Annotated in this window: 19 protein-coding genes; all 19 read right to left on the reverse strand. The window is 42.7% G+C overall.

All coding sequences use genetic code 11. The features are described 5' to 3' along the window. Nucleotides 1-374: 374 nt before the first annotated feature. The gene (gene mutL, locus H0266_RS03845; RefSeq protein WP_181471046.1) at nucleotides 375-2,213 is read right to left on the reverse strand and encodes a DNA mismatch repair endonuclease MutL; all 1,839 of its coding nucleotides are present in this window, start codon (nucleotides 2,211-2,213) and stop codon (nucleotides 375-377) included. A gap of 15 nt (nucleotides 2,214-2,228) precedes the next feature. Continuing rightward, nucleotides 2,229-4,805, reverse strand: coding sequence for a DNA mismatch repair protein MutS (gene mutS / locus H0266_RS03850; protein ID WP_181471047.1), 2,577 nt, complete (start codon nucleotides 4,803-4,805; stop codon nucleotides 2,229-2,231). Nucleotides 4,806-5,482: 677 nt separating this feature from the next. After that, complete coding sequence (locus tag H0266_RS03855) at nucleotides 5,483-6,058, reverse strand: outer spore coat protein CotE (RefSeq protein ID WP_181471048.1); 576 nt, start codon at nucleotides 6,056-6,058, stop codon at nucleotides 5,483-5,485. Between the two features lie 189 nt (nucleotides 6,059-6,247). Continuing rightward, a complete protein-coding gene (locus H0266_RS03860) occupies nucleotides 6,248-6,673 on the reverse strand; it encodes a YlbF/YmcA family competence regulator (RefSeq protein WP_181471049.1) in 426 nt (141 codons plus the stop codon). After that, on the reverse strand, nucleotides 6,674-8,239 hold the full coding sequence (gene miaB, locus H0266_RS03865; protein WP_181471722.1) for a tRNA (N6-isopentenyl adenosine(37)-C2)-methylthiotransferase MiaB: 1,566 nt from the start codon (nucleotides 8,237-8,239) through the stop codon (nucleotides 6,674-6,676). A 237-nt stretch (nucleotides 8,240-8,476) separates the two neighbouring features. Next, nucleotides 8,477-9,655: a glycine C-acetyltransferase gene (locus H0266_RS03870; protein WP_181471050.1), complete on the reverse strand. Its 1,179-nt coding sequence runs from the start codon at nucleotides 9,653-9,655 to the stop codon at nucleotides 8,477-8,479. 21 nt (nucleotides 9,656-9,676) lie between these two features. Beyond that, complete coding sequence (gene tdh, locus H0266_RS03875) at nucleotides 9,677-10,705, reverse strand: L-threonine 3-dehydrogenase (RefSeq protein ID WP_220127100.1); 1,029 nt, start codon at nucleotides 10,703-10,705, stop codon at nucleotides 9,677-9,679. A 221-nt stretch (nucleotides 10,706-10,926) separates the two neighbouring features. Further along, nucleotides 10,927-11,187 carry a stage V sporulation protein S gene (locus H0266_RS03880; protein WP_008640081.1) on the reverse strand — a complete coding sequence of 87 codons (261 nt, stop codon included), beginning with the start codon at nucleotides 11,185-11,187 and terminating at the stop codon, nucleotides 10,927-10,929. A gap of 112 nt (nucleotides 11,188-11,299) precedes the next feature. After that, the gene (locus H0266_RS03885; RefSeq protein ID WP_181471052.1) at nucleotides 11,300-12,097 is read right to left on the reverse strand and encodes a TIGR00282 family metallophosphoesterase; all 798 of its coding nucleotides are present in this window, start codon (nucleotides 12,095-12,097) and stop codon (nucleotides 11,300-11,302) included. Between the two features lie 109 nt (nucleotides 12,098-12,206). Continuing rightward, the gene (gene rny / locus H0266_RS03890; protein ID WP_181471053.1) at nucleotides 12,207-13,772 is read right to left on the reverse strand and encodes a ribonuclease Y; all 1,566 of its coding nucleotides are present in this window, start codon (nucleotides 13,770-13,772) and stop codon (nucleotides 12,207-12,209) included. A 416-nt stretch (nucleotides 13,773-14,188) separates the two neighbouring features. After that, entirely contained in the window at nucleotides 14,189-15,229 is a 1,041-nt protein-coding gene (recA, locus tag H0266_RS03895) for a recombinase RecA (protein ID WP_181471054.1), read from the reverse strand. 167 nt (nucleotides 15,230-15,396) lie between these two features. Beyond that, nucleotides 15,397-16,632 carry a competence/damage-inducible protein A gene (locus H0266_RS03900; RefSeq protein WP_181471055.1) on the reverse strand — a complete coding sequence of 412 codons (1,236 nt, stop codon included), beginning with the start codon at nucleotides 16,630-16,632 and terminating at the stop codon, nucleotides 15,397-15,399. After that, nucleotides 16,629-17,207, reverse strand: coding sequence for a CDP-diacylglycerol--glycerol-3-phosphate 3-phosphatidyltransferase (pgsA, locus tag H0266_RS03905; protein WP_181471056.1), 579 nt, complete (start codon nucleotides 17,205-17,207; stop codon nucleotides 16,629-16,631). The genes H0266_RS03900 and pgsA overlap by 4 nt, the downstream gene beginning before the upstream one ends. 96 nt (nucleotides 17,208-17,303) lie before the next feature. Then, nucleotides 17,304-18,227 (reverse strand): helix-turn-helix domain-containing protein, encoded by a 924-nt coding sequence (locus H0266_RS03910; RefSeq protein ID WP_220127102.1) that lies wholly within the window; start codon nucleotides 18,225-18,227, stop codon nucleotides 17,304-17,306. A 21-nt stretch (nucleotides 18,228-18,248) separates the two neighbouring features. Beyond that, nucleotides 18,249-19,040: a DUF3388 domain-containing protein gene (locus H0266_RS03915; RefSeq protein WP_181471058.1), complete on the reverse strand. Its 792-nt coding sequence runs from the start codon at nucleotides 19,038-19,040 to the stop codon at nucleotides 18,249-18,251. 184 nt (nucleotides 19,041-19,224) lie between these two features. After that, nucleotides 19,225-19,485: a DUF3243 domain-containing protein gene (locus tag H0266_RS03920; protein WP_181471059.1), complete on the reverse strand. Its 261-nt coding sequence runs from the start codon at nucleotides 19,483-19,485 to the stop codon at nucleotides 19,225-19,227. A 72-nt stretch (nucleotides 19,486-19,557) separates the two neighbouring features. Continuing rightward, nucleotides 19,558-20,277, reverse strand: a complete 720-nt coding sequence (ymfI, locus tag H0266_RS03925; protein ID WP_181471060.1) for an elongation factor P 5-aminopentanone reductase — start codon at nucleotides 20,275-20,277, stop codon at nucleotides 19,558-19,560. Further along, nucleotides 20,270-21,559, reverse strand: a complete 1,290-nt coding sequence (gene yfmH, locus H0266_RS03930; RefSeq protein WP_181471061.1) for an EF-P 5-aminopentanol modification-associated protein YfmH — start codon at nucleotides 21,557-21,559, stop codon at nucleotides 20,270-20,272. Before yfmH ends, ymfI begins: the two co-directional genes overlap by 8 nt. Nucleotides 21,560-21,561: 2 nt before the next feature. Further along, on the reverse strand, nucleotides 21,562-22,845 hold the full coding sequence (gene yfmF / locus H0266_RS03935) for an EF-P 5-aminopentanol modification-associated protein YfmF (RefSeq protein ID WP_181471062.1): 1,284 nt from the start codon (nucleotides 22,843-22,845) through the stop codon (nucleotides 21,562-21,564). Nucleotides 22,846-22,970 lie beyond the last annotated feature (125 nt).

A 22,970-nucleotide genomic window follows, 5' to 3' on the forward strand; every position in this document is an offset into this window, starting at 1 on the left:
AAATCAAAAGTTAATCACTCACAGCTCCTCCTACACCGAACTCCCCTCCCCTATCCACATATAAGTACAAAAGAAGATGGAAATTCCTGTTTATTAAAGGAAATTCCATCTTCTTGTCGAAATTGTACAAAAAGGGAGGTCAAATTGAAATGGTGAAAAAAACTTCATTTCCTTGCCCCAATTGCGGGAAGCCTATTGAAATTGTAGCTGCCGATCTTCGTCGGATGAATCAACCCGTCTCCTGTCCGTTTTGCCACTATGAAATATACCTCCAAGAGTCGAAAGCCCTTGACAAAATGAAAGAAAAACTGGAATAAAAAAGCTGAACACGACAACCGTGTCCAGCTTTTTTATGACTTCATGAATTTCAAGAGCTACATAACCCGCTTGAACATTTTCTCCATTTCATACTCGGAAAAGAATACGATAATCGGTCTACCATGAGGACATGTGAACGGATCCGTCGATTGCCGTAAATCCTCAAGCAACCGGAACATATCTGTTTGATTCAAGTAATGGTTGGCTTTGATCGATCGTTTACAGGACATGAGAATGGCTGCTTCTTCCCTGATTTTCAAAATATCGATGCTGTCTTCATTCATCAGTTGCTGAACCATTTCCTGTATGACTTCCTCTTCAAAACCTTTCGGGAACCATTGAGGATGACTACGTATAATAAAACTGTTTTCTCCAAACGGTTCAAAGAATAGGCCGACCTTTTCAAGCGAACTCTGATATTCTTCAATTCGCAGAGCTTCTTGTCTCGAGAAATCGAACGTCATGGGTACTAGAAGTTCTTGAACTTCGTGATCAACTTCAGCTAATTGATTTCGGAAAAATTCATACTTGATCCTTTCCTGGGCGGCATGTTGATCGACAATGTACATACCTTCTTCATTTTGTGCAAGAATATAAGTCCCGTGCAATTGACCAATTGGGTACATGGTCGGGACACGGTTGTGATCTTCCTTTTGGTCAATCGATTTTTCTATGGGTTCTTGGACATCAAAATTCGTCGTCATCTCGTGTAATACATCGTCTTGGTGCTCAGAAAAGTCCGCTTTTGTTTCTTGATTTTCCGGCGGCATCTGCCCGATTAAATCATTGATTGATTGTTCTCTATTTTGGTGAGCTTCTTCCCTATGCACTTCATTGAATGTGAAGCTGTGTTGTGTCGATTCTATTTTTTTAGGCTTCTCTTTTTCTGATTCATAAGTCGGGATAAGCGTTTCCTTTCGAAAAACACTACGAATAGCTCCTGCTACAGCATCGAACAATTCCTTCTCTTTACTAAAACGAACCTCGAGTTTAGATGGGTGGACGTTAACATCAACCAAAATCGGATCCATTTCTATATTTAAAGCAACAATCGGACTTTTTCCAATCGGGAGCAACGTATGATACCCTTCGAGAATAGCCTTATTGAGCGGAATACTACGAATGTAGCGTCCATTAATAATAGTTGACATATACTGCTTAGAAGCTCGATACACTTCCGGCTTCGTCACATATCCTGTCACTTTAAAATCGAGTGTTTCAGCTTCGACAGGTACTAGTTTTCTGGCAACATTCATGCCGTAAATTTTTGCTACCACTTGACGAAGGTCGCCGCGTCCATTCGTTTGGAAAATTTGCTTTTCATTATGAAGGAGTGTGAACTTTACTTCTGGATGGGCCATCGCCATTCTATTCATCACATCCGTAATATGCCCAAGCTCTGTATGAATCGTCTTCATATACTTTAAGCGAGCAGGTGTATTGAAGAACAGTTCATCAACGATAATATCCGTACCTTTCCTGGCATCGCTCTTACTTTTATTGATTAACTTTCCACCTTCAATTTCAAGCTTGGTTCCGGCAGCATCACCCGTTGATGTCTGCATGCTCATCCGACTGACAGCCGCAATACTCGCCAAGGCCTCTCCACGGAACCCTAGAGTCCTTACATGAAACAGATCATTTTCATCATGGATTTTACTCGTAGCATGTCGGTAAAAAGCACGTTCACAATCTTCTTCTTCCATCCCTGAACCGTTGTCCGTTATACGCACACGCTGTAAACCTGCTTCTGTAAGATCGACTGTTATCCATGTAGAACCGGCGTCAATACTGTTTTCGACTAATTCTTTCACAACAGAGGCTGGACGCTCAACCACTTCGCCTGCAGCTATTTTGTTAGATAGATGATCGGGCATCAGTTGAATCCGCGCCATCTGTATAGTCCCCCTTTACGATTTGATGCGCTTTTGTAATTGGTACAATTCATTCATCGCATCCATCGGTGTCATTTCTAGCAAGTTTAAATTCTCGACGTGCTTTTCGATGGTAGAAGCTTCACGTTTCTTTTCAACTTTCGGCTTAGATTCTTCCACAAATAAACTTAATTGTTGATCATGATCATCTTCCACTTTCTCAGGATTTTCTTGAGTTGAATTCTCTAATTGTGCCAACAATTCCGTTGCTCGGTCAATCAGTTCGGTTGGCAAATCCGCAAGCTTGGCAACGTGGATCCCATAACTTTCGTCCGCTGGGCCTTCTTTAATTTGGTGAAGGAATACGACGTTCCCTTCATACTCTTCTGCACGAACGTGTACATTTTGCAAACGCTCTAGCTGCTCTTCTAAAGCAGTGAGTTCATGATAATGTGTCGAGAACAATGTTTTGGCGCCAATCTGTTCATGGATATGCTCCACAATTGCCTGGGCCAGGGCCATTCCATCATACGTGCTCGTCCCACGACCAATTTCATCAAGCAGAATCATACTGTTTTCTGTCGCATGACTAAGAGCATGATTGGCTTCTAGCATTTCTACCATAAAAGTACTCTGACCGGACACTAGATCATCCGCTGCCCCAATCCGTGTGAAAATTTGATCGAAAACTGGCATGGATGCTGATGTCGCAGGTACAAACGATCCCATCTGTCCTAGAATAGCTGTCAAGGCGAGCTGCCTCATATACGTACTTTTACCAGACATGTTCGGTCCTGTAATCAATAATACATCCGTTTTATCATCCATAAAAATGTCATTCGGTACAAACGTATCCTGTGTTAAAACTTTTTCAACGACGGGGTGACGTCCTTCTTTTATGTCGACCGTTCGTCCTTCGATATATGTCGGTCTAGCATAATCGTTCGTTTCTGCCACTTGGGCGAACCCTTGCAACACGTCGATACGACTTATTTCTTCAGCCAGCTGCTGAAGTTGGTTCACATAAGCTTTGACTTGTTCTCTCACCTGAAGGAACAAATCGTATTCGAGCTCCACGCTTTTCTCTTGAGCTTCGAGAATCAACGTTTCTTTTTCTTTCAATTCCGGTGTAATGAACCGCTCCGCATTCGTCAGTGTCTGCTTCCGTTCATACATGCCCTCAGGAAGATGACGCAAATTCGCTTTTGTCACTTCGATATAATATCCGAACACACGGTTATATCCAATTTTCAGCGTTTTTATGCCCGTATTCTCGCGTTCCTTCTTCTCTAATTCAGCAATCCATTGCTTTCCATTCTTAGAGGCAAATCGATACTCATCCAACTGTTCGTTAAAACCATCACAAATCAGTCCACCATCCTTAATGGTGCTCGGTGGATCTTCCGCAATGCTTTCTTCCAGTAATTCTTTTAATGACTCCAATGGATTAATGCTCCGGTATAACTCTTTGATAGAAGGGTGATTGAATTGTTCCAGCGTTTCTAAGATTTCAGGAATTTTCCTAAGAGAGTTTCGGAGTTGAATCAAGTCTCTACCGTTTACGTTTCCATAAGCCACACGTCCAGCTAGTCGCTCCAGATCGTAGACAGAAGTCAATTGTTCTCGGAGTGATTCGCGTTCGAAAAATTGTTCTAGAAATCCTTCCACTTGATTGTGACGGGTTTCAATCGCAGATGGCATCAACAACGGACGTTCCATCCACTGTTTTAACAACCTAGCCCCCATAGCTGTAATCGTGGCATCCACAATTGACAAGAGGCTTCCAGATTTCCCTTTCTTACGTAACGTTTCTACAAGCTCAAGATTTCGCTTTGAATACATATCCAGCGTCATGTACTCCTTCAATTCGACAACTTTGACAGGTTGTAAATGGTCAAGGGAACGCTTCTGAGTATGCTGAATGTATTGCAACAAGCGACCAAATCCGTGGATGAGTTTATCTTGGTTCATGTCTTTAATCAATGGCTGAAAAGACTCCTGGATAGTCACATCATCCTGATGGGAAACGGTATAACCTAACCGGTCCTTTAACATTGATTGATAATGCTCTGGAAAATCACTAGCGACTACGACTTCTTTGACAGGTCGGCTGTACAATTCACTCATTGCTGCATCAAAACCACCGGTGATTAACGCCACACTCGTTTCACCTGTTGTAAGATCGTTGTAGCTGACGGAAAATGTACCATCAGAAAATTCACTCAATGAAGCAAGGAAGTTGTTCTCTTTCTCATCCAACATACTTCCTTCCATTACCGTTCCCGGGGTAATCAATTGAACGACTTCACGCTTCACGACGCCTTTTGTCGCTTTTGGATCTTCCACTTGCTCGCAAATTGCGACCTTGTACCCTTTTTCAACCAGTTGCTTTATGTAGTTTTCAGCCGAGTGGTAAGGTACTCCGCACATTGGAATACGATCCTCGCCTCCGCCGTCCCGACTTGTTAAAGTAATCTCTAATTCTTTCGATGCGGCCAGTGCATCTTCGAAGAACATTTCGTAAAAGTCGCCGAGTCTGAAAAATAGAAACGCATCTTTGTGATCGGCTTTAATCTTCAAGTATTGCTGCATCATAGGTGTATAGTGTGCCATCGATTTTCCTCCAAAACGTACAAAATTCAAGTACCTCAATTATAGCATAGACGGTTGTTGTCGAACCAAGGAAAAAACTGACGCCCGTCATTACCTCTTCTTATCTATTTCAATATTTCAAGATAATCCCCCATACCTTAAAGTCTCGAATTTGAGGATTCTTGGTCCTCTACGAAAGTAAGTCTAGGGTGTGGTGGGAAATAACTCGCTTTCCTTTGGGGAGCCGCCGAGCCTCCTCGGTCGTTGCACTCCCTGTGGGTTCTCGCCTGAGCCCTTATCCCACGGGAGTCTCCTTATTTCCCACCACACCTATCCATATTAATATTGTCGGACCACCCTATTGTCTGAATAGGCTGAGGAAATGTCCGATAAAGCGAATCATGTATCCGAATTAGGGAGAAATGTCCGAATTGAGATCCGGTCCTCCTATATATCGAATGGAGGGAAGGGAAAACAGGCAGACTCCTGCGGGAAAATGGAACAGGCTGAGCCCCCGCAGAGCTTTAGCTCGAGGAGTCTCAGCGTTCCCCGCGGAAAGCGGACTGTTTTCCCTCCCCTCCAGACTCTTTCATGAATGGACGGACCAGGACATCTCAAATTCAAGTATTCCAAATAACTGCCCTATTCTGAAATAGAGATGTATGTAAAAAAAGAAACCTCGCCGGAGGGGCGAGGCATTAATCGTGCGATTCATGACTACTACTACTTGATGATGGCAAAAAGTCCGTTTCGATTGCTGAGAAATCGTCCGAAGATAAGTCATAGTCGTAATCGTCATCATGGTTGCACCCATGAGGATCTACTTTGACACAAAGTTTCGTTTCACCAATAACATCGACAATGAACTCTCTTTCTACCTCGACTACGATTTTCTGGCCATTACCAGAAATGTTCGCTTCTAGACAATTGGGTTGCTGAACGACTTTAGCAATGACTTCAAAGTCGTCGTGGATGCAATTATCGTCTTTCACAGCTAATTTCACATGGTCGCAATAGTTCACCCGTTCTGTGACTACCTCGGTTTTCGTATTATCATTGTACGAATACCAAACGTTGACATCGTAACTACCCGATACTTCAACGTGCTCCCCTTTTTTCTTAGCATTGTAGATGTGATTGATGACCCAACACCCCAGGATACTCGTCGGACGGTGCGAAGGGCTGATGGTGTGCGTCGATTCCGTAAACTTTTTACCTTTTCCAATTACAGCTTTTGTAATGATTTCCCTGTAATCACGCTCAAAAAATGACATAGGGTTTCACTCCTCCTTATTCTACCACCCATCCTATGCAGGGGTTGGGCGAATGGTGACTAACTAACATGACCTAAGGACGTGTTTAATTCATTCTATGCAAGAGCCTATAAAATTGTACAAAAAAATCCGCCAATAGGATAAACCCTTGGCGGATCAGTACGTTCAGCTAATAAATTTGTTCTTTTTTTAATGACTACAACCATCATTTTGACTTTTCGATCCCGTTTCACCTTGTAATACGTCTCCGCCTGTTGAGCGGATCACTTCATTCGTCACCTCTCGTGAGATCGTGTTCGTCACCATTTGCAATATATCGTTGATGATCATCTGTGAATCTTTGAATTCCGCTACAACAGGAATTTCATCCAACTCTTCTTGTAGGCGATCAATTTCACCTTCAATTTTTTTCAGAGCTTCTGATTTACCATACGCTTGAAAATTCACCGCTTGTTTTTGTAGCGCCTTGATTTTCTTTATATGCGCTTGAACTTTAAGGTTGTCGTTTAATTTCGCTTCAAGCTGTTTAAAGCGATCGATTTCCTCGATATCAGCCATCATTTTTCCTAATTTATGTGCTTCGTCTACCACTTGTTTACGTGTGTATTGTGCCATTTAGTTCACCTCTACCTTTTCTTGAACGAGCTCTCCGTCTAGAGACCACGTCTTCGCTTTAATTATTTTAACTGGAATGATTTGTCCGATGACTGAATCAGGCGCTCGGAAATTGACCAGTTTATTACGTTTCGTATACCCAGCGAGTACATCAGGGTTATTCTTACTCTCCCCTTCAACCAGCACATCGACGATTTCACCTTCATATTGACTCATCGCATCCGCCGATTGTTGGTTGACAATTTTGTTCAACCGTTGCAACCTGGCCTTCTTTTCATCCATTGGTATATTATCTTTCATTTTCGCTGCGGGCGTGTTGTCCCTTGGCGAATAAATGAAGGTATAGGCATGTTCAAATCCAACCTCTTCTACAAGAGAAATCGTATCTTCAAACTGTTCTGCTGTTTCATTCGGAAAACCTACGATAATATCCGTGGTAAGTGTCGCTTCCGGCATCGCCGTGCGAATTTTACCAACAAGTTCTAAATATTCCTCTCTGGAATATTTGCGCCCCATGATTTTCAGCACATCTGTATTTCCGGATTGTACCGGTAAATGAATATGATCGAGCATGTTTCCGCCTTTTGCCAGAACTTCAATAAGACGATCGTCAAAGTCTCTCGGGTGAGACGTTGTAAAACGAATACGCGGTAAATCAATGCTCCGAAGTTCGTCCATCAAATCTCCTAAGCCATACTCGATGTCCAAATCTTTGCCATAAGCATTGACGTTTTGGCCGAGAAGTGTGACCTCTTTATAGCCTTGGGCAGCCAAATGGCGCACTTCTTGAATAATGTCTTTCGGCATACGGCTTCGCTCTTTACCACGTGTATAAGGAACGATGCAGTACGTACAGAATTTATCACAGCCATACATGATATTGACCCAGGCTTTAATATTACCTTTTCTGGAGCGTGGAAGATTCTCAATGATGTCGCCTTCTTTAGACCAGACATCAATGACCATTTCTTTGCCAAACATCGCTTCTTTCAATAATTGTGGTAACCGGTGTATGTTATGTGTTCCGAAAATCAAATCGATGAAGGGATGCTTCTTAAGTATACGGTTCACAACGGATTCTTCTTGCGACATGCAACCACATATACCAAGCACTAAATTGGGATTCTCGAGCTTCAATGGTTTGAGGTGACCGATTTCACCGAACACCCGGTTCTCTGCGTTTTCACGTATCGCACACGTGTTTAATAGAATAACGTCCGCTTCTTTCGTATTGCTTGTAGATTCGTAGCCCATCGCTTCAAATATTCCTGCCATAACCTCAGTATCATGCTCATTCATTTGGCATCCATACGTACGGATCATGTATTTTTTTCCTGAACCTGATTGGTCCATGTCCTCTGGAATAGAAAAGTCATATAGGACATCTGTATCTTTTTTCTTTCTCCTCTGCGCATCACGCATGTTCGGAGGTTGATATGTGGTCTCAAAATATTTCATGAAATCGTCGCTCGTTTTTTGCTTTATGCGGTTTAGATTGTTCTGATCCGCGGAGTTCGGGTCTTTAGACTGAATCTGCGACATTTCCTTTCGTTGCTCTTCGTTCATCGCGATCTCCTTTCGAGCCGTGCCTTCTAACTGTATCATTATATCAATTTTTCACTTTAATTTTAAGTCATTCTATTTATTTACACAAAAAACACTTCGTATTTCCATAAAAAGTGCTCTTTCTCTCTTATAGTAAGCCATATATACTGAGGTACTGTCACTCCACTTTGAAAGCTAGTAAAAGTCTCACGTAAAAAGGCATCTAGGTTATTGATTCAACCTAGATGCCTAGTGTGACTATTTGATGATGCCTAGTTTCTTTCCAGCTCTTTCGAAAGCGTCTAGAGCATCTTTAAGCTCTTCTTTCGAATGTTCAGCGGTGACAATCGTACGTACACGACCTTGTCCGCGTTGCACCGTCGGGAAAACAATCCCTTGAGCGAATACACCCTCTTCGAATAATTGATCAGACAATTTGTGAGTAAGCGCATCGTCACCCACCATTACAGGCGTAACAGGTGTTTCACTGATTCCTGTATCAAACCCGAGGCTTTGCAATCCTTCTTTGAAGAACTTGGTATTGTCCCAAAGTTTTTCAATCAATTCCGGCTCTTCAAGCAATACATCAATCGCAGCATCGTTCGCTGCTGTGACAGAAGGTGGATGAGATGTACTGAATAAGAACGGACGACCTTTATGAATCAAGTATTCACGAAGCGTTTTTGTGCTTGCTACGTATCCACCAAGAACACCGATCGCTTTACTTAATGTTCCGACTTGAATATGGACACGACCATCAAGGTTAAAGTGGTTCACCGTACCACGACCATTATCACCTAGGACACCACTAGCATGTGCATCATCCACCATGATCAACGCATTATACTTCTCAGCAAGCTCGACAATTTCAGGAAGCGGAGCGATGTTTCCATCCATCGAGAAGACGCCATCTGTTACGACGAGACGAGTTCGATAATCGCCACTCTCTTTCAAGGCATCTTCTAAAGACTGCATGTCCACATGCTTATAAATTTTACGGTCAGCCTTCGTTAGACGAATCCCGTCAATAATGGAAGCGTGATTCAATTCATCTGAAATCACAACGTCATCTTTTCCAAGAATGGATGACAAGACTCCTTGGTTGGTCGTAAACCCTGACTGGAAAACTAAAGCCGCTTCCGTATGCTTGAACTTCGCCAGTTTCTCTTCGAAGTCCTCGTGCATTTTCAGCGTTCCTGCAATGGTACGAACAGAACCTGTTCCCACACCATATTCTTCGTTCGCAAGTTCTGCCGCTTTCTTCATTCTAGGGTGAGATGTTAGTCCCAAGTAGTTGTTAGAAGAAAGTTGAATCACTTCCTTGCCTTTGATCGTCACCTTAGAACCTTGAGCCGATTCCAGAGGGATTAACTCTCTGAATGTTCCTTGATCTCTCATTTCATCCAATTGCTCTTGTAAATATTCAAAGCCTTTCATGATAAAAGATTCCTCCTCAAATTATGGGTGTAAAACGACTTTTCCACATTTACCTTCATTCATCAGTTCAAAGCCTTGTGCAAACTCTTCCAATTTCAAATGGTGAGTAATCATCGGTTTTACGTCGACTTGTTTTGATTGTAGCAAACGTGATACTTGTTGCCACGTCTCATACATTTTCCTTCCCGTAATTCCTTGCACTTCGACCCCTTTAAAGACAATATCATTGGTTACATCCAGACTGACGCGTTTTGTCGGAAGACTTAATATTGATACGCGCCCTCCGTTTGTGATCATTTTAAATCCTTGGTCCATGGCTACTGGGTGACCACTCATTTCACAAACGACATCAACACCGTGACCATCCGTCAATGATTTTGCTATATCGACAGGGTCTTCTTTTCCAGAATTAACTGTCGTCGTAGCTCCCATTTCTTTAGCCAACTCTAAACGATAATCGTTCAAGTCGAACGCCAGGACTTGAGATGCTCCTGCTGCTTTGGCAACGCCTACAGCCATTAAGCCAATCGGTCCACATCCGATCACAGCAACTGATTTTCCCGCAACGTCTCCATTCAGTACTGTATGGACAGCATTCCCCATTGGCTCCTGGATCGATGCGATATCTGTCGGCATGTCTTTAGGGTTTTTCCAAAGGTTACTGGCAGGCAAGGCTACATATTCAGCAAAACACCCTTGAGTATCGACACCAATTATTTGTGTGTTTTCACAAATATGGAATTTCCCTGTCAAGCATTGGGGGCAGTGACCACAAATGATGTGTGTTTCAGCACTGACATAATCGCCTATGTTATAAGTATGGACTTTTTCCCCCACCTCTACAATTTCTCCAGCGAATTCGTGACCGAAGACATATGGTGGTTTCACGCGGCTCTCTGACCACTCATCCCAATTATATATATGAACATCTGTACCACAAATCGATGTGGCTTTAACTCGAATAAGTACTTCATCTTCACTTATGCTAGGAATCGCTACGTCTTGCAGCTCTGCTCCTGGCCCGCGATGATGTTTAACAATTGCTTTCATTGTTCCATTCACAGTGAACACTCCCACTCTATCAAATAAGGTTTAAAACCTCTTTTAGAAACTATTTTAACATGAATCTATGAATAATCAAATTTGGTTGTCCACTCCAAAAGGACATTTGATTATATATAAATCTTTTATAAATATGAATGAATATAAAAAAGCCGCCCTCCCTTTAAGGAGTGCGGCTTTACTTTTGAAGGTAGGTTAACCAATTTTCATTAACGAGGTTCAACAATCAGCTTAATGGCTGTCCGTTCTTCCTCATCAATCATAATGTCGGTAAAAGCTGGAATACATATTAGATCCATCCCACTCGGTGCCACGAACCCTCTGGCAATTGCAACGGCTTTGACAGCTTGGTTCAGTGCACCAGCACCGATGGCTTGGATTTCAGCGGTTCCCCGTTCTCTCACAACGTTTGCCAGTGCTCCTGCTACTGAATTAGGTACGGATTTTGCTGATACTTTTAATACTTCCATTACTAGCTCCTCCTTCAATCACTATAGTTGTTCCATAACTACTATATTCTTGGGGATGTAGAATATTCCTTACCTAATATCCATTATGAGGTAATTTTTCAAAAAATTCAAATCATTCAAAGAATGGATGGTCATCGTTGATCAGAATCCGCTTCACCTTGGTGGCTTTTCCTGATTGGTCATCTACATCAACCAAGAAACCGCTTAACTGTGTTCTTCCCTTTTTTGGAACTTCAAAACGTACAGGGAGATTTGTAAGGAAGCGCTTCAAAACAGCTTCACGGTCCATACCGAGAATGCCGTCATACGGCCCTGTCATCCCAACATCTGAGATGTATCCTGTACCACCTGGTAAGATCCGCTCATCTGCTGTTTGAATATGGGTGTGCGTTCCAACATTGACACTGACGCGACCATCGACATACCAACCCATCGCTTGTTTTTCACTCGTTGCCTCAGCATGAAAGTCTAAGAAAATGATAGGTGTTCGCTTTTTCGCCTCTTCTATCAACTCATCCACTTTCCGGAATGGATCGTCATTGGGGGACAGAAACGTCCGTCCTTGTAAATTGATTACAGCTACCTCTGCTTTTGGTGTCTTTACAAATGTCAGACCTTTACCTGGGGTGCCTTCGGGGAAATTTGCCGGACGAACTAAGTACTCCGCATCATCGATAAAGTCAAAAATCTCTTTTTTGTCCCAAGCATGATTTCCAAGCGTCACGGCTTGTGCGCCTTTTTCTAAGAAACGACGATAGATCTTTTCATTGATTCCTTTCCCTGAAGCTGCGTTCTCTCCATTAATGATCGTAACGGCAGGTTGGTATTTCTGTTTCAGTTTCGGAACATACTCATCTACCATATCCCGTCCTGGAGCTCCTACAACGTCTCCTATAAATAATAGTCTCATTTGTCTACTCATCCTTTGTTCTCTATTCTTTTTAAGTGTGTTGCACTGTCAGGATATTTCTTCTTTAAAAAGAAATGAAGCGACCTATCAAGAGGCCGCTTCATTACTATTATTTCGCATACTCCACAGATCGTGTTTCGCGAATGACCGTCACTTTGATGTGACCTGGGTAATCGAGTTCTCCCTCGATTCTATTTCGAATATCTCGGGCTAATCGTGTTGCTTCAAGATCGTCAATTTCGTCAGGTCGAACCATGATACGAACTTCACGTCCAGCTTGAATAGCGAAGGATTTCTCAACCCCATCATAAGATTCAGAGATTTCTTCGAGCTTCTCAAGACGCTTGATGTAGTTTTCCAATGTTTCACTACGAGCTCCCGGGCGAGCAGCAGATAGTGCGTCTGCCGCAGCTACTAATACAGAAATGATCGACGTTGGTTCTTCATCCCCATGGTGAGATGCAATCGCATTAATCACCGTGTCGTTCTCTTTGTATTTCGTAGCCAATTCTTTCCCGATTTCAACGTGGCTACCTTCGACTTCGTGGTCGATAGCTTTTCCGATGTCGTGAAGTAGTCCAGCACGACGAGCGAGCGTTTCATCTTCACCTAGCTCAGCAGCAAGTAGTCCAGATAAGTAAGCGACCTCCGTTGAGTGTTTGAGAACGTTCTGTCCGTAACTCGTACGGTACTTCAGACGACCAAGGATTTTCACAAGGTCTGGGTGAAGTCCGTGTACTCCAACCTCGAACGTCGTCTCTTCCCCGACTTCACGTATATAGTCATCGACTTCTCTACGAGACTTGTCTACCATCTCTTCGATTCTCGCTGGGTGAATACGGCCATCTTGTACTAACTTCTCAAGAGCCAAGCGCGCTGTCTCTCGTCGAATTGGGTCAAATCCTGATAATATGACCGCTTCTGGTGTATCATCGATAATCAAGTCAATGCCTGTCAATGTTTCTAAAGTTCGAATATTTCGGCCTTCACGACCGATGATTCGCCCTTTCATTTCATCGTTTGGCAAATTGACAACAGATACCGTCGTTTCCGCGACATGATCAGCAGCACAACGTTGTAAAGCAAGAGAAAGAATGCTCTTCGCTTTCTTGTCTGCTTCTTCTTTCGCGCGATTCTCCGCCTCTTTGATCATGAGCGCTGACTCATGCGACACCTCTTGTTCCACTCGTTCCAAGATGACTTGTTTCGCCTGGTCTGACGTTAAACCTGAGACTCGTTCAAGCTCAGTTTGTTGTTCTTGAAGCATAGCTTCCACTTTGCTTTCCGCTTCTTCAATTTGTTGTTGTCTCTCGGCAAGAGTTTCTTCTTTCTTTTCGAGTGAAAGATCACGCTGATCTAGCGTACCACTCTTACGATCAAGATTCTCTTCTTTCTGTGTTAGACGATTTTCAGTTTTCTGCAGTTCTAAACGGCGTTCACGGATTTCACTTTCCGCCTCCTGACGGAATTTCTGGTTGTCTTCTTTAGCTTCAAGAAGAGCTTCCTTCTTAGCTGATTCCGCATTGCGATGACCTTCTTCGACAATCTGTCTCGCAAGTTCTTCAGCACTGGAAATCTTCGCCTCCGCAATCTTCTTCCGAATAAGATAACCAACAACAGAACCGACGATAATGGCAAGCAAAATGAAGATGAGCGAGGATATCATATTATCCATAATTTCACCTCCTCTTGCTATGAACTTGGTCCGTTTGTCGGTAATTACAAACGATTCATTTTCAGTTACATTTCGTTAATATAAGGGTATAAAGATGAAAATGATACACATTCATTTTATGCCTGCTTATGAGGAATGTCAAGGAATCCTCACATCTTCCGACCTTTTAATTGAAATATTTTAAACTATCTGTCTTTTATTGGCCGTCCCTCTGTTTTCATTATCGGTCAAAGAAGCGACCATCTATACTTGATAATTAAAATTATGTATCAAGGTGAAAACTGATCACCTTCATGCATAATAGCGACTATTCGGCGCTTTATATTAATATTCCTCGGAGCGCTTTTAATTTTTTCCACTCGCTGCAGCATATGTACAAAAAGCAGCACCTACTCAGGTACTGCTTTTTTGGGTAGTTACACATCTAGTGATTCTTGACTTTCTTCCGCTTTTTCCTCAGATTGCGATTCGCCGTCCATGCCGTAATGATGACGGACGAGACGCTTCACTTCATCATAAACATCAACATTCTCTTTCAAGAACTGCTTCGCGTTTTCACGGCCTTGTCCTAATCGATCATCGTTATAGGAATACCAAGAACCGCTTTTCTGGATGATATCGAGATCGGTTCCGATGTCTAATAATTCACCTTCTGCTGAGATCCCTTCTCCGTACATAATATCGACTTCTGCTTGTCTAAACGGAGGGGCCACCTTGTTTTTAACTACTTTAAGGCGTGTTTTATTACCAACCATTTCATTCCCTTGCTTCAACGTCTCAGCTCGACGTACTTCAAGTCGAACAGAAGAGTAGAACTTAAGAGCACGGCCACCAGGAGTGGTTTCAGGACTACCGAACATGACACCGACTTTTTCACGAATTTGGTTAATGAAGATTGCGGTCGTCTTCGACTTGTTAATGGCACCAGATAGCTTTCGTAAAGCCTGTGACATTAAACGAGCTTGAAGACCAACGTGGGAGTCTCCCATTTCGCCTTCGATTTCTGCTTTGGGTACAAGTGCAGCAACGGAGTCGACCACAACCATATCCACAGCTCCACTCCTCACAAGCGCCTCAGCAATCTCGAGCGCTTGCTCTCCCGTATCTGGCTGAGAAAGTAATAGTTCATCAATATCGACACCCAAGGCACGCGCATAAACAGGATCTAGAGCATGCTCTGCATCGATGAATGCTGCCTGGCCGCCATGACGTTGCGCTTCAGCGATGGCATGAAGTGCGACAGTGGTTTTACCAGAAGATTCCGGTCCGTAAATTTCTACAATTCTACCACGTGGGTATCCTCCTACACCTAAAGCGACATCCAAGGCCAATGACCCACTTGGCACAGTGTTGACTCTCTGCTCCGCATTCTCTCCCAATTTCATGATGGAACCTTTTCCGAATTGTTTCTCTATCTGGCGCAAAGCCATATCTAATGCTTGTTTACGATCACTCATACTATACCGCCTTTCGAAATTTCTATCCCTATCATAACTTGTTTTGTTTCATTTGCCAACTAAAAAAGCGAATAAATGTTCCCTTTTTTTATAGTAAAACACATGCGGTTTTTCATTTTCGTCTAAGGAAAACATGAAATTCCGCATGTGTCCTGGCATGAATTTTGCTATTTTAAGGCATGATAAATTAATTCATACCCTTTTTTGACGGCGCGCATTCGTATCTTATCTCGTGTTCCATCAAAATGGAATGAATGCACTTGCGGCTTACGTTCGCCGATTTGAACGCCAATGAATACCGTTCCCGGTTCCTGCCCTTCACTTGGTTCCGGACCAGCGACTCCAGTGAAACTGATCGCAACGTTTGCAAACAATAAATTTTGGGCATTCAATGCCATCACTTCCGCACATTCGGTGCTGATAGTTCCGAATTCCCTTATGATAAACTTCGGAACCTGAATGACATTTTCTTTCGTAAACGGTGTGTAAGCTACAAGGCTTCCCTGACAGACCGAAGAAGCACCAGGCAAGGAGATTAACCTTTCCATGAATAGTCCTCCGGTCAAGCTTTCGGCAGAACCGATCGTCATTTGTTTATCTTTCAATAGGTCACGTACCGTCTCTTCGATCGTTTTTTCATCACTACCATAATAGTAGGACCCAACCCTATTCAGTATAGTGGCTTTCATGGATTCGATGTGTTGTCGTGCTTCATCATCCGTTTCACCAGTAGCGGTCAACCGGATCCCCACTTCCCCTTCTCCTGCTAGTGGAGCAAGGGTCGGATTGGTTTGGTTACGAATCAAATCCGAAAGCTCATCTTCGAGTGTGGATTCTCCGATCCCGATAAACCACATCATTTCAGACATGATCTCAGACTTGATATCAAAGGTTTTTTTAAAGTATTCAAAGACATGGTCGTTCATCAACGTTTTCATTTCACGAGGAACGCCGGGTAAGAATACCCACGTTCGCCCATCCACTTCAATTATTTGACCAGGAGCCATACCTTCTTCGTTCATGAGTACATGAGCATTCTCAAAAACAAGTGACTGTTTCCGGTTATTTTCCGTCATCGTTTGGTTATTCATCTCATAATACTTTTCGATTTTCTTGAGCGAAGGTTCATGTTGAATCAGTTCTTGTTTAAATATGGGTTTAGCCGCATCTCTTGTCATATCATCCTCTGTTGGGCCAAGTCCACCTGTTACGATAATGATATCTGAACGGTTATGGGCGGTCCTGAAAGTTTCATAAACACGATTATAGTTATCTCCTACAACGGTCTGATGATAAGTGGGTAATCCAACAGCCGCCAACTGTTTAGAAATCCATTGAGCATTCGTGTTGACAATTTGACCAAGCAGCAATTCCGTTCCGACAGCGATGATTTCTGTTTTCATTTCGAATCCCTCATAACATGCCAATTTTTCTTGAAGTAATCATAGCCAGAATAAATCGTAATAAACGCCGCTACATAAAGTACAATGGTTCCTAAAGGAAATGAAACGAATGCAAACGGCCAGTTGTGGAGAAGCAAGAGAGAAATAGCAAGAATCTGCAAGGTTGTTTTCAACTTGCCCATTTGACTTGCTGCAAGTACACTCCCCTCACCAGCGGCTACTAGTCTTAGGCCTGTGACAGCAAACTCGCGACTGATGATGATAATGACGATCCAAGCAGGGGCCAGTCCGATTTCTACCAGGAGAATCAGCGCTGCACTCACCAGTAGCTTGTCAGCCAGTGGATCTAAAAATTTTCCCAAATTCGTAACTAAATTGTACTTTCGTGCGATTTGACCATCAATCCAATCTGTCGTGGATGCAATAATAAACAATAAGGCCCCGATCATGTGTGCTACAGGCAACTCTCTCTCTCCCATTTGGTACGTTCCCCAGTCAAACGGCACACTCATTAACACAATAAAGATGGGGATGAGAAAAATTCTTGATAACGTGATTTTATTAGGCAAATTCATACATTCACACTCCTGGAATTAGTAAAAGGCTGCCAAGAGCAACCAAACGAAGATTGTTTCGTGGAGGTTTTCTTAGGCAGCCTTGTCTTGATTTCATTACTCGAAATTAAGTAACAATTTTTGTGTCGATTGTTCTGGGTTAGGGAAAGGTACGGCCTTTCCATTAATGACGACCGACGTATTCGGCGCACTTCCTGTTTTCACATAGAGTTGATTTTGCCCTGAGAAATCTAATGTAAGCGGTGATTGTTCCGCCGTAATGATTCCTGGCTGAATCAAACTTTCTCCACCCTTTGGTGCCTGGATATCAAGATAGGCATCTCCGCTCAGTTCAATGCTTGCTGTACGTTGATCCACACCTGTAATCGTATAGGTATGCTCTGGGAAGGAGCCAGTCCCCTGTTGAGTCAATTCAATAGTGATTTCAGGTTGTTCCGGCTCTTCTTCGGGTTGTTCCGGCTCTGGAGCGGGCTCAGGTTCTTCAGAGGGTTGCTCCTCAGAAGGCTGCTCTTCTTCATTATTCTCTTCTTCTGGCTGGTCCTCTTCGGTCTCTTCTGGCACACTAATATCATTATTCGTGCCTTCTTGGCTAGCCGGATCACTGTTATCAGCCGATCCTCCCCCTTGGATAGCCAACATATAAATCGCAAATCCTATGGCCAATACGACAAGAACCGTCAAGATACCAGGGAATAACCGAAACCCTCCACCCGTTTTTTTCGTCTGGGTCTGTTGTCTAGATTTCTGTACACGACTGTATTGAACAATCTCTTCATCTTCATACGATGGCAGTTCGTTCTTGTGCTCTTCCATGATTTGTTCTGGGTCCAAGCCGACCGCAGAGGCATATTCCCGTATGAAAGCTCTTGTATAAAACTTTCCTGGAAGCACTTGAAACTCATTGTTTTCAATCGCTGTTAAATACCTCTTTTGAATCTTCGTTGTTTGCTGCACTTCCTCCAGAGACATGCTTTTCTGTTCTCTGGCACTTTTCAGTCTAGATCCTATATCCATCTCCATGTATAACACCATCCATCGCTTTTAAAAATCAAACATAGAAAATCCATCATTCATGGACATGCTTGGTTTCTCTACCGTTTCATAAGTAATTTCTTCATCATCATTGTTTCTCAACTCGATAATATAATCGAAATCATCCATTTTGTACTCGGTCTCTTGAACGAAAATATCCGGATGTTCGATCACTTTCGTTGCTGGCAAGCGCATAATCTCCCGTACGAGTTGCCAGTGTTGCTCACTCGCTCTTCTAGCTGAAACGATTCCGTCAATGATGTAGAGATTATCTTCACTATACTCATCATCAATGAGTTGGTTTCGTACAGTCTGTTTTAGTAGTGTACTTGAGACAAAAAGCCAACGTTTATTGGCACAAACACTCGAAGCAACCACGGACTCGGTTTTTCCGACACGTGGCATCCCCCGAATTCCAATCAGTTTATGGCCATCCTTCATAAAGAGTTCAGCCATGAAATCTACAAGTAACCCTAAGTCTTCACGATTGAACCGAAATGTTTTCCGGTCATCGACATCACTATGTATGTAACGGCCATGCCTGACAGCTAGGCGGTCTCTAAGTTTTGGCTTTCTTAGTTTCGTCACTTTAATGGTATCCATCGTATCAAGAATGGATTTCAATCGTGTCATTTGCTCTTCTTCTTTACACAACAAAAGCATGCCACGGTGAGAATTTTCGACACCGTTGATGGTCACAATGTTGATTGACATCATGCCAAGTAACGAAGATATGTCTCCTAGAAGTCCAGGGCGGTTGTATTGGATTTCATATTCTAAGTACCATTCTTTCTTCTCCATAGCACAACTCCTCTGGAAGTTATTGTCGTCATTTGTCAAACTGTGATAAACTCCACTCTTTTACCATCATAAATGATTTTTACAGAATAAGAAAGCACCAGCTTGTAAAAATCCAGATTTCTTTGTGCTTTCTTTATATCATAGAAAGAACCGCACAGAATTCTTCTGCACGGTTCGGCTTCCTTTACTGTTGATTACCTTCGTTTTGAACAAGCTTAACCATCATGGTTGCAATGGCGTGTTGTTCTTTGTCGTCAGCCACGTTCCAAAGATCGCGAAGCACGGCTTCCTGTTCGTTCTTAGCATCGACGGACGTAGCTAGGTAATTCCCTATCTCGAACGCTAACTCGTTCACCGTACGATTTTCCATCCCTTGGCCTTCCGCTTGATGCAAACGATCTCCCAAAAAGTCTTTCCATGAATCAAAATTATCAAGAACAGACATCACTGTTACCTCCTCTAAGTTTTTTCATCCTTAGTATGAGAGGAGGCAGGTAGTTTTATTCAAAGAAATATATTAAGACCAGCCACCGTTCACCTTAATCGTTTGGCCTGTGATGTAACTAGATCTTTTACTCAATAAGAACTCGATGGCATCTGCAACTTCAGCGGGGTCTCCCGCTCTGCCAAGAGGAATGTCTTCTTCCAGCATTTCCCGCTCTGAATCGTCGAGGTGACGATTCATTTGAGAATCAATTAATCCTGGGGTCACAGCATTAACGTAAATACCACTTGGACCGACCTCTTTTGCCAAACCTTTAACAAAACTGATTTGAGCTCCCTTTACAGAGCTATAAACGACTTCCGTGCTAGCCCCTTCTTCTCCAAAGATTGACGAGACGACTATGACGTGCCCACGTTTTTTCTCAATCATCTTAGGAAGCACCTTATGAGTGATTCGCCATACGGACTGTACGTGCACGTAAAATAAAGCATTCATTTCATCGAGAACCATTTCTTGAAACAAGCCAGTCCAGGCTTGTCCCCCACAAAACACAAGCGCGTCCCAATCACTATCGACGTGGTGTAAGAAGTCCTCTATACCTTCTTCAGTCGACAAATCTGCTTGGTAGGCACCAAGAAATTGATCATTCGGGACAGTCTCTTTCCATTTGTTGATGATATCTGAGTTAGAACGATAATGAACACCGACGGCATAGCCTTGATCAATCAGTCTATTCGTTGTAGCTGAGCCGATTGCTCCGCTTGCTCCGATGACAAGGCAACGCTTAGGCATCTTGCGGCTTCACCTGAAACACAGAAATCGCTTCTTCTTTAATCCAGTGCTGTAAATATTCATCTGCGTCTTGACTCGTTAGGGATTCTATGACCGGTAATACGTCAAACAGGTCAACACCCAGCGTATGATAATGGGTGAACTGATTAGCGATGAACTCAAGAGAGTTCAAGGCGCGCATAAACTGACCGATTTTCTTGCGTTTCATCCTAGTGAAATCTTCTTCCGCGATACTTGCCTCTTTCAACTCATGAAGCATCTCTTTCACGCGTTTGGTCATCTGTTCGGGTTTGCGTGTATCTCCACCTAAGATGGTAAATCCAAACTGACGATCGAGTTCTGTCTCAAAAGAAAAGCTATCATCGATCAAGTCATTTTTATACAATTCTTCATAAAAAGGACCACTTCTAGAGAAGTAATAATCGAGAATCATTTCCGATAATAATTCCGCACGTAACAATTCTTTTCCTGATAACTCTTTTACATTTTCTTTGACACCGACCATAGCCTTAGCTGTTGTGACAGGCATTGTAATGGAATTGTCTTTTACAGCTACGCTTGTCGGTTCGTCAGGATATGAACGGTTGATTTGCGGCGCTGCTGGAAACTCTTTACCGTTCTGATTTTCACGGATTTGTTTCATCATTGATTCAGGATCGATGTTCCCTGCCACGAATAACGTCATATTCGAAGGGTGGTAGAACGTTTCGTAGCATGTATATAAATCGTCTTTTGTAATCTTTTGAATGGAATCTACCGTACCCGCAATATCCACTTTGACAGGATGTTCATGGTACAAACTTTGAATCGTACCAAAGAACGAACGCCAATCCGGCTGGTCATCATACATCCGAATCTCCTGTGCTATAATCCCTTTTTCTTTTTCGACCGACTCCTCTGAGAAATAAGGGTCCTGAACAAAATCAAGCAACGTTTGAACGTTTTCATTGATATGGCTCGTAGCAGAAAATAAGTAGGCCGTTTTCGTGAAGGACGTGAACGCATTCGCTGAAGCACCGAGCTTCGTAAAATCTTGGAAAACGTCTCGGTCTTCTTTTTCGAATAGTTTATGTTCTAAGAAGTGGGCAATTCCCTCAGGGACGGTCACTTGTTCATCTTTCCCGATCGGAGTGAACGTTTGGTCGATCGAACCATAATTAGTGGTGAAAATTCCGAACGTCTTCGCCATTTCCGGCTTGGAGAGTAAAAATACTTTCAAACCATTATCCATCGTTTCTTGGTACACCGTTTCATTCATTTGCTGATATACTAATTCTTCCACGATTATTCCCCTCCCTCTTGGCATGTTAAGAAGTAAATCGTATCCAGTTTTACTTTATTCGCCATATTAACAACGTCATCTTTAGTGACATTACGAATTTTATCCATCAATTCATTCGCAGGCATTTCGGCCCCGGAAATCATCTGGTGATACAGCACCTCAATGAGACCGTTCGCATTGTCCATTGTTTCCTGAAGCTGGTTGATGACTTGTTCTTTCGTCTCATTGACTTGTTCTTCTGTAAAGTCCCCATTCTTCATGGCATCCATCTGCTCTAAAATAATTGATTTCGCCTGATCGTAGTCTTTCGGATCCACACCACTGAAAACTAGCAACAGTCCTTTATGACTTTCAAAACGGGAAGCCGCATAGTAGGCAAGACTGTGTTTTTCACGGACATTCATAAACAGCTTTGAACTTGGAAAACCTCCGAATATCCCATTGAATATTTGCAAAGCGTAATAATCGTCATCGCCAAACTTCGTGTAGGTGCGGTAACCGATGTGAAGCTTACCTTGGTTGACTTCTTCACGTTCGACAATCTCTTTCACTTCATCGACCTGTTTCGTTTCAGCTACTTGATCATTATCTTCGTTTGAACTACCTTCCCTTGAGAAATATTGATCCGTCATTTTTTCAATGAACGCTTCATCTAAGTCCCCAATCACGTAAACATCTAATAGGTCATTAGCGATCATGGACTGATAATACGAGTACAACGATTCTGGTGTGATAGAGGATAAGTCATCCTGGTAACCGTGGACGTGTAGCGAATATGGTTCGCCGTCACACATGTGATCCATAAGTCTGACATTTGCATAACTCATCTTGTCATCCTTAATGGATGTGATTCTCTGTTCAAGTGTCTGTTTCTCTCGATTTACAATTGCTGAATCAAGTCCCTCCCCTTCCTTTTTAGGATCGAACAGGACTTCGTGGAACAATTGCATTGCTTCTTCTAAAATAGGCTCTTGATCATTTAAATACGCTTCATTCACAACCTCCATGCGGAAACTGATCACGTGATTCTCACCTTTTTTGGATCCATCACTTGATAAAGCCGTCCCGTATAGGTTTTCAAAAGCTGATTGTAGTGATCGAACATTGGGATGGTTGTTGGTCGCTTTTTGTAAAACGTGAGGCAAAAGCGCCCGCTCGGTGATTCCTTCCCTTTTTAATGGTGCTTTGAACTTGGCAACAATGGAAATAGTTTTGTATTTATTGCTAGGTAGAATATGTAAACGATACCCTTGTTTAGTTAGCAATTTCTCTTCGGTTAATTTCATTGAACACCCTCCTCTACTTCTTTTCTATTATGGACGTTTATCGGATTATTAATCCGTACGTCTTATGCTAAGGTATATGATTCAAAATGTAAAAAATTAAGCCCGGCACAAAAGTACCGGGCAGA

Origin of the sequence: Halobacillus locisalis, assembly GCF_013694105.1 — a bacterium.
Taxonomy (GTDB): Bacteria; Bacillota; Bacilli; order Bacillales; family Halobacillaceae; genus Halobacillus; species Halobacillus locisalis.

What these genes read in the sequence shown, in the direction of transcription:
- mutL (WP_181471046.1), bottom strand. Translation starts at nt 2,213, where the DNA reads ATGGCGCGGATTCAACTGATGCCCGATCATCTATCTAACAAAATAGCT.
- mutS (WP_181471047.1), bottom strand. Translation starts at nt 4,805, where the DNA reads ATGGCACACTATACACCTATGATGCAGCAATACTTGAAGATTAAAGCC.
- H0266_RS03855 (WP_181471048.1), bottom strand. Translation starts at nt 6,058, where the DNA reads ATGTCATTTTTTGAGCGTGATTACAGGGAAATCATTACAAAAGCTGTA.
- H0266_RS03860 (WP_181471049.1), bottom strand. Translation starts at nt 6,673, where the DNA reads ATGGCACAATACACACGTAAACAAGTGGTAGACGAAGCACATAAATTA.
- miaB (WP_181471722.1), bottom strand. Translation starts at nt 8,239, where the DNA reads ATGAACGAAGAGCAACGAAAGGAAATGTCGCAGATTCAGTCTAAAGAC.
- H0266_RS03870 (WP_181471050.1), bottom strand. Translation starts at nt 9,655, where the DNA reads ATGAAAGGCTTTGAATATTTACAAGAGCAATTGGATGAAATGAGAGAT.
- tdh (WP_220127100.1), bottom strand. Translation starts at nt 10,705, where the DNA reads ATGAAAGCAATTGTTAAACATCATCGCGGGCCAGGAGCAGAGCTGCAA.
- H0266_RS03880 (WP_008640081.1), bottom strand. Translation starts at nt 11,187, where the DNA reads ATGGAAGTATTAAAAGTATCAGCAAAATCCGTACCTAATTCAGTAGCA.
- H0266_RS03885 (WP_181471052.1), bottom strand. Translation starts at nt 12,097, where the DNA reads ATGAGACTATTATTTATAGGAGACGTTGTAGGAGCTCCAGGACGGGAT.
- rny (WP_181471053.1), bottom strand. Translation starts at nt 13,772, where the DNA reads ATGGATAATATGATATCCTCGCTCATCTTCATTTTGCTTGCCATTATC.
- recA (WP_181471054.1), bottom strand. Translation starts at nt 15,229, where the DNA reads ATGAGTGATCGTAAACAAGCATTAGATATGGCTTTGCGCCAGATAGAG.
- H0266_RS03900 (WP_181471055.1), bottom strand. Translation starts at nt 16,632, where the DNA reads ATGAAAACAGAAATCATCGCTGTCGGAACGGAATTGCTGCTTGGTCAA.
- pgsA (WP_181471056.1), bottom strand. Translation starts at nt 17,207, where the DNA reads ATGAATTTGCCTAATAAAATCACGTTATCAAGAATTTTTCTCATCCCC.
- H0266_RS03910 (WP_220127102.1), bottom strand. Translation starts at nt 18,227, where the DNA reads ATGGAGATGGATATAGGATCTAGACTGAAAAGTGCCAGAGAACAGAAA.
- H0266_RS03915 (WP_181471058.1), bottom strand. Translation starts at nt 19,040, where the DNA reads ATGGAGAAGAAAGAATGGTACTTAGAATATGAAATCCAATACAACCGC.
- H0266_RS03920 (WP_181471059.1), bottom strand. Translation starts at nt 19,485, where the DNA reads ATGTCTGTTCTTGATAATTTTGATTCATGGAAAGACTTTTTGGGAGAT.
- ymfI (WP_181471060.1), bottom strand. Translation starts at nt 20,277, where the DNA reads ATGCCTAAGCGTTGCCTTGTCATCGGAGCAAGCGGAGCAATCGGCTCA.
- yfmF (WP_181471062.1), bottom strand. Translation starts at nt 22,845, where the DNA reads ATGAAATTAACCGAAGAGAAATTGCTAACTAAACAAGGGTATCGTTTA.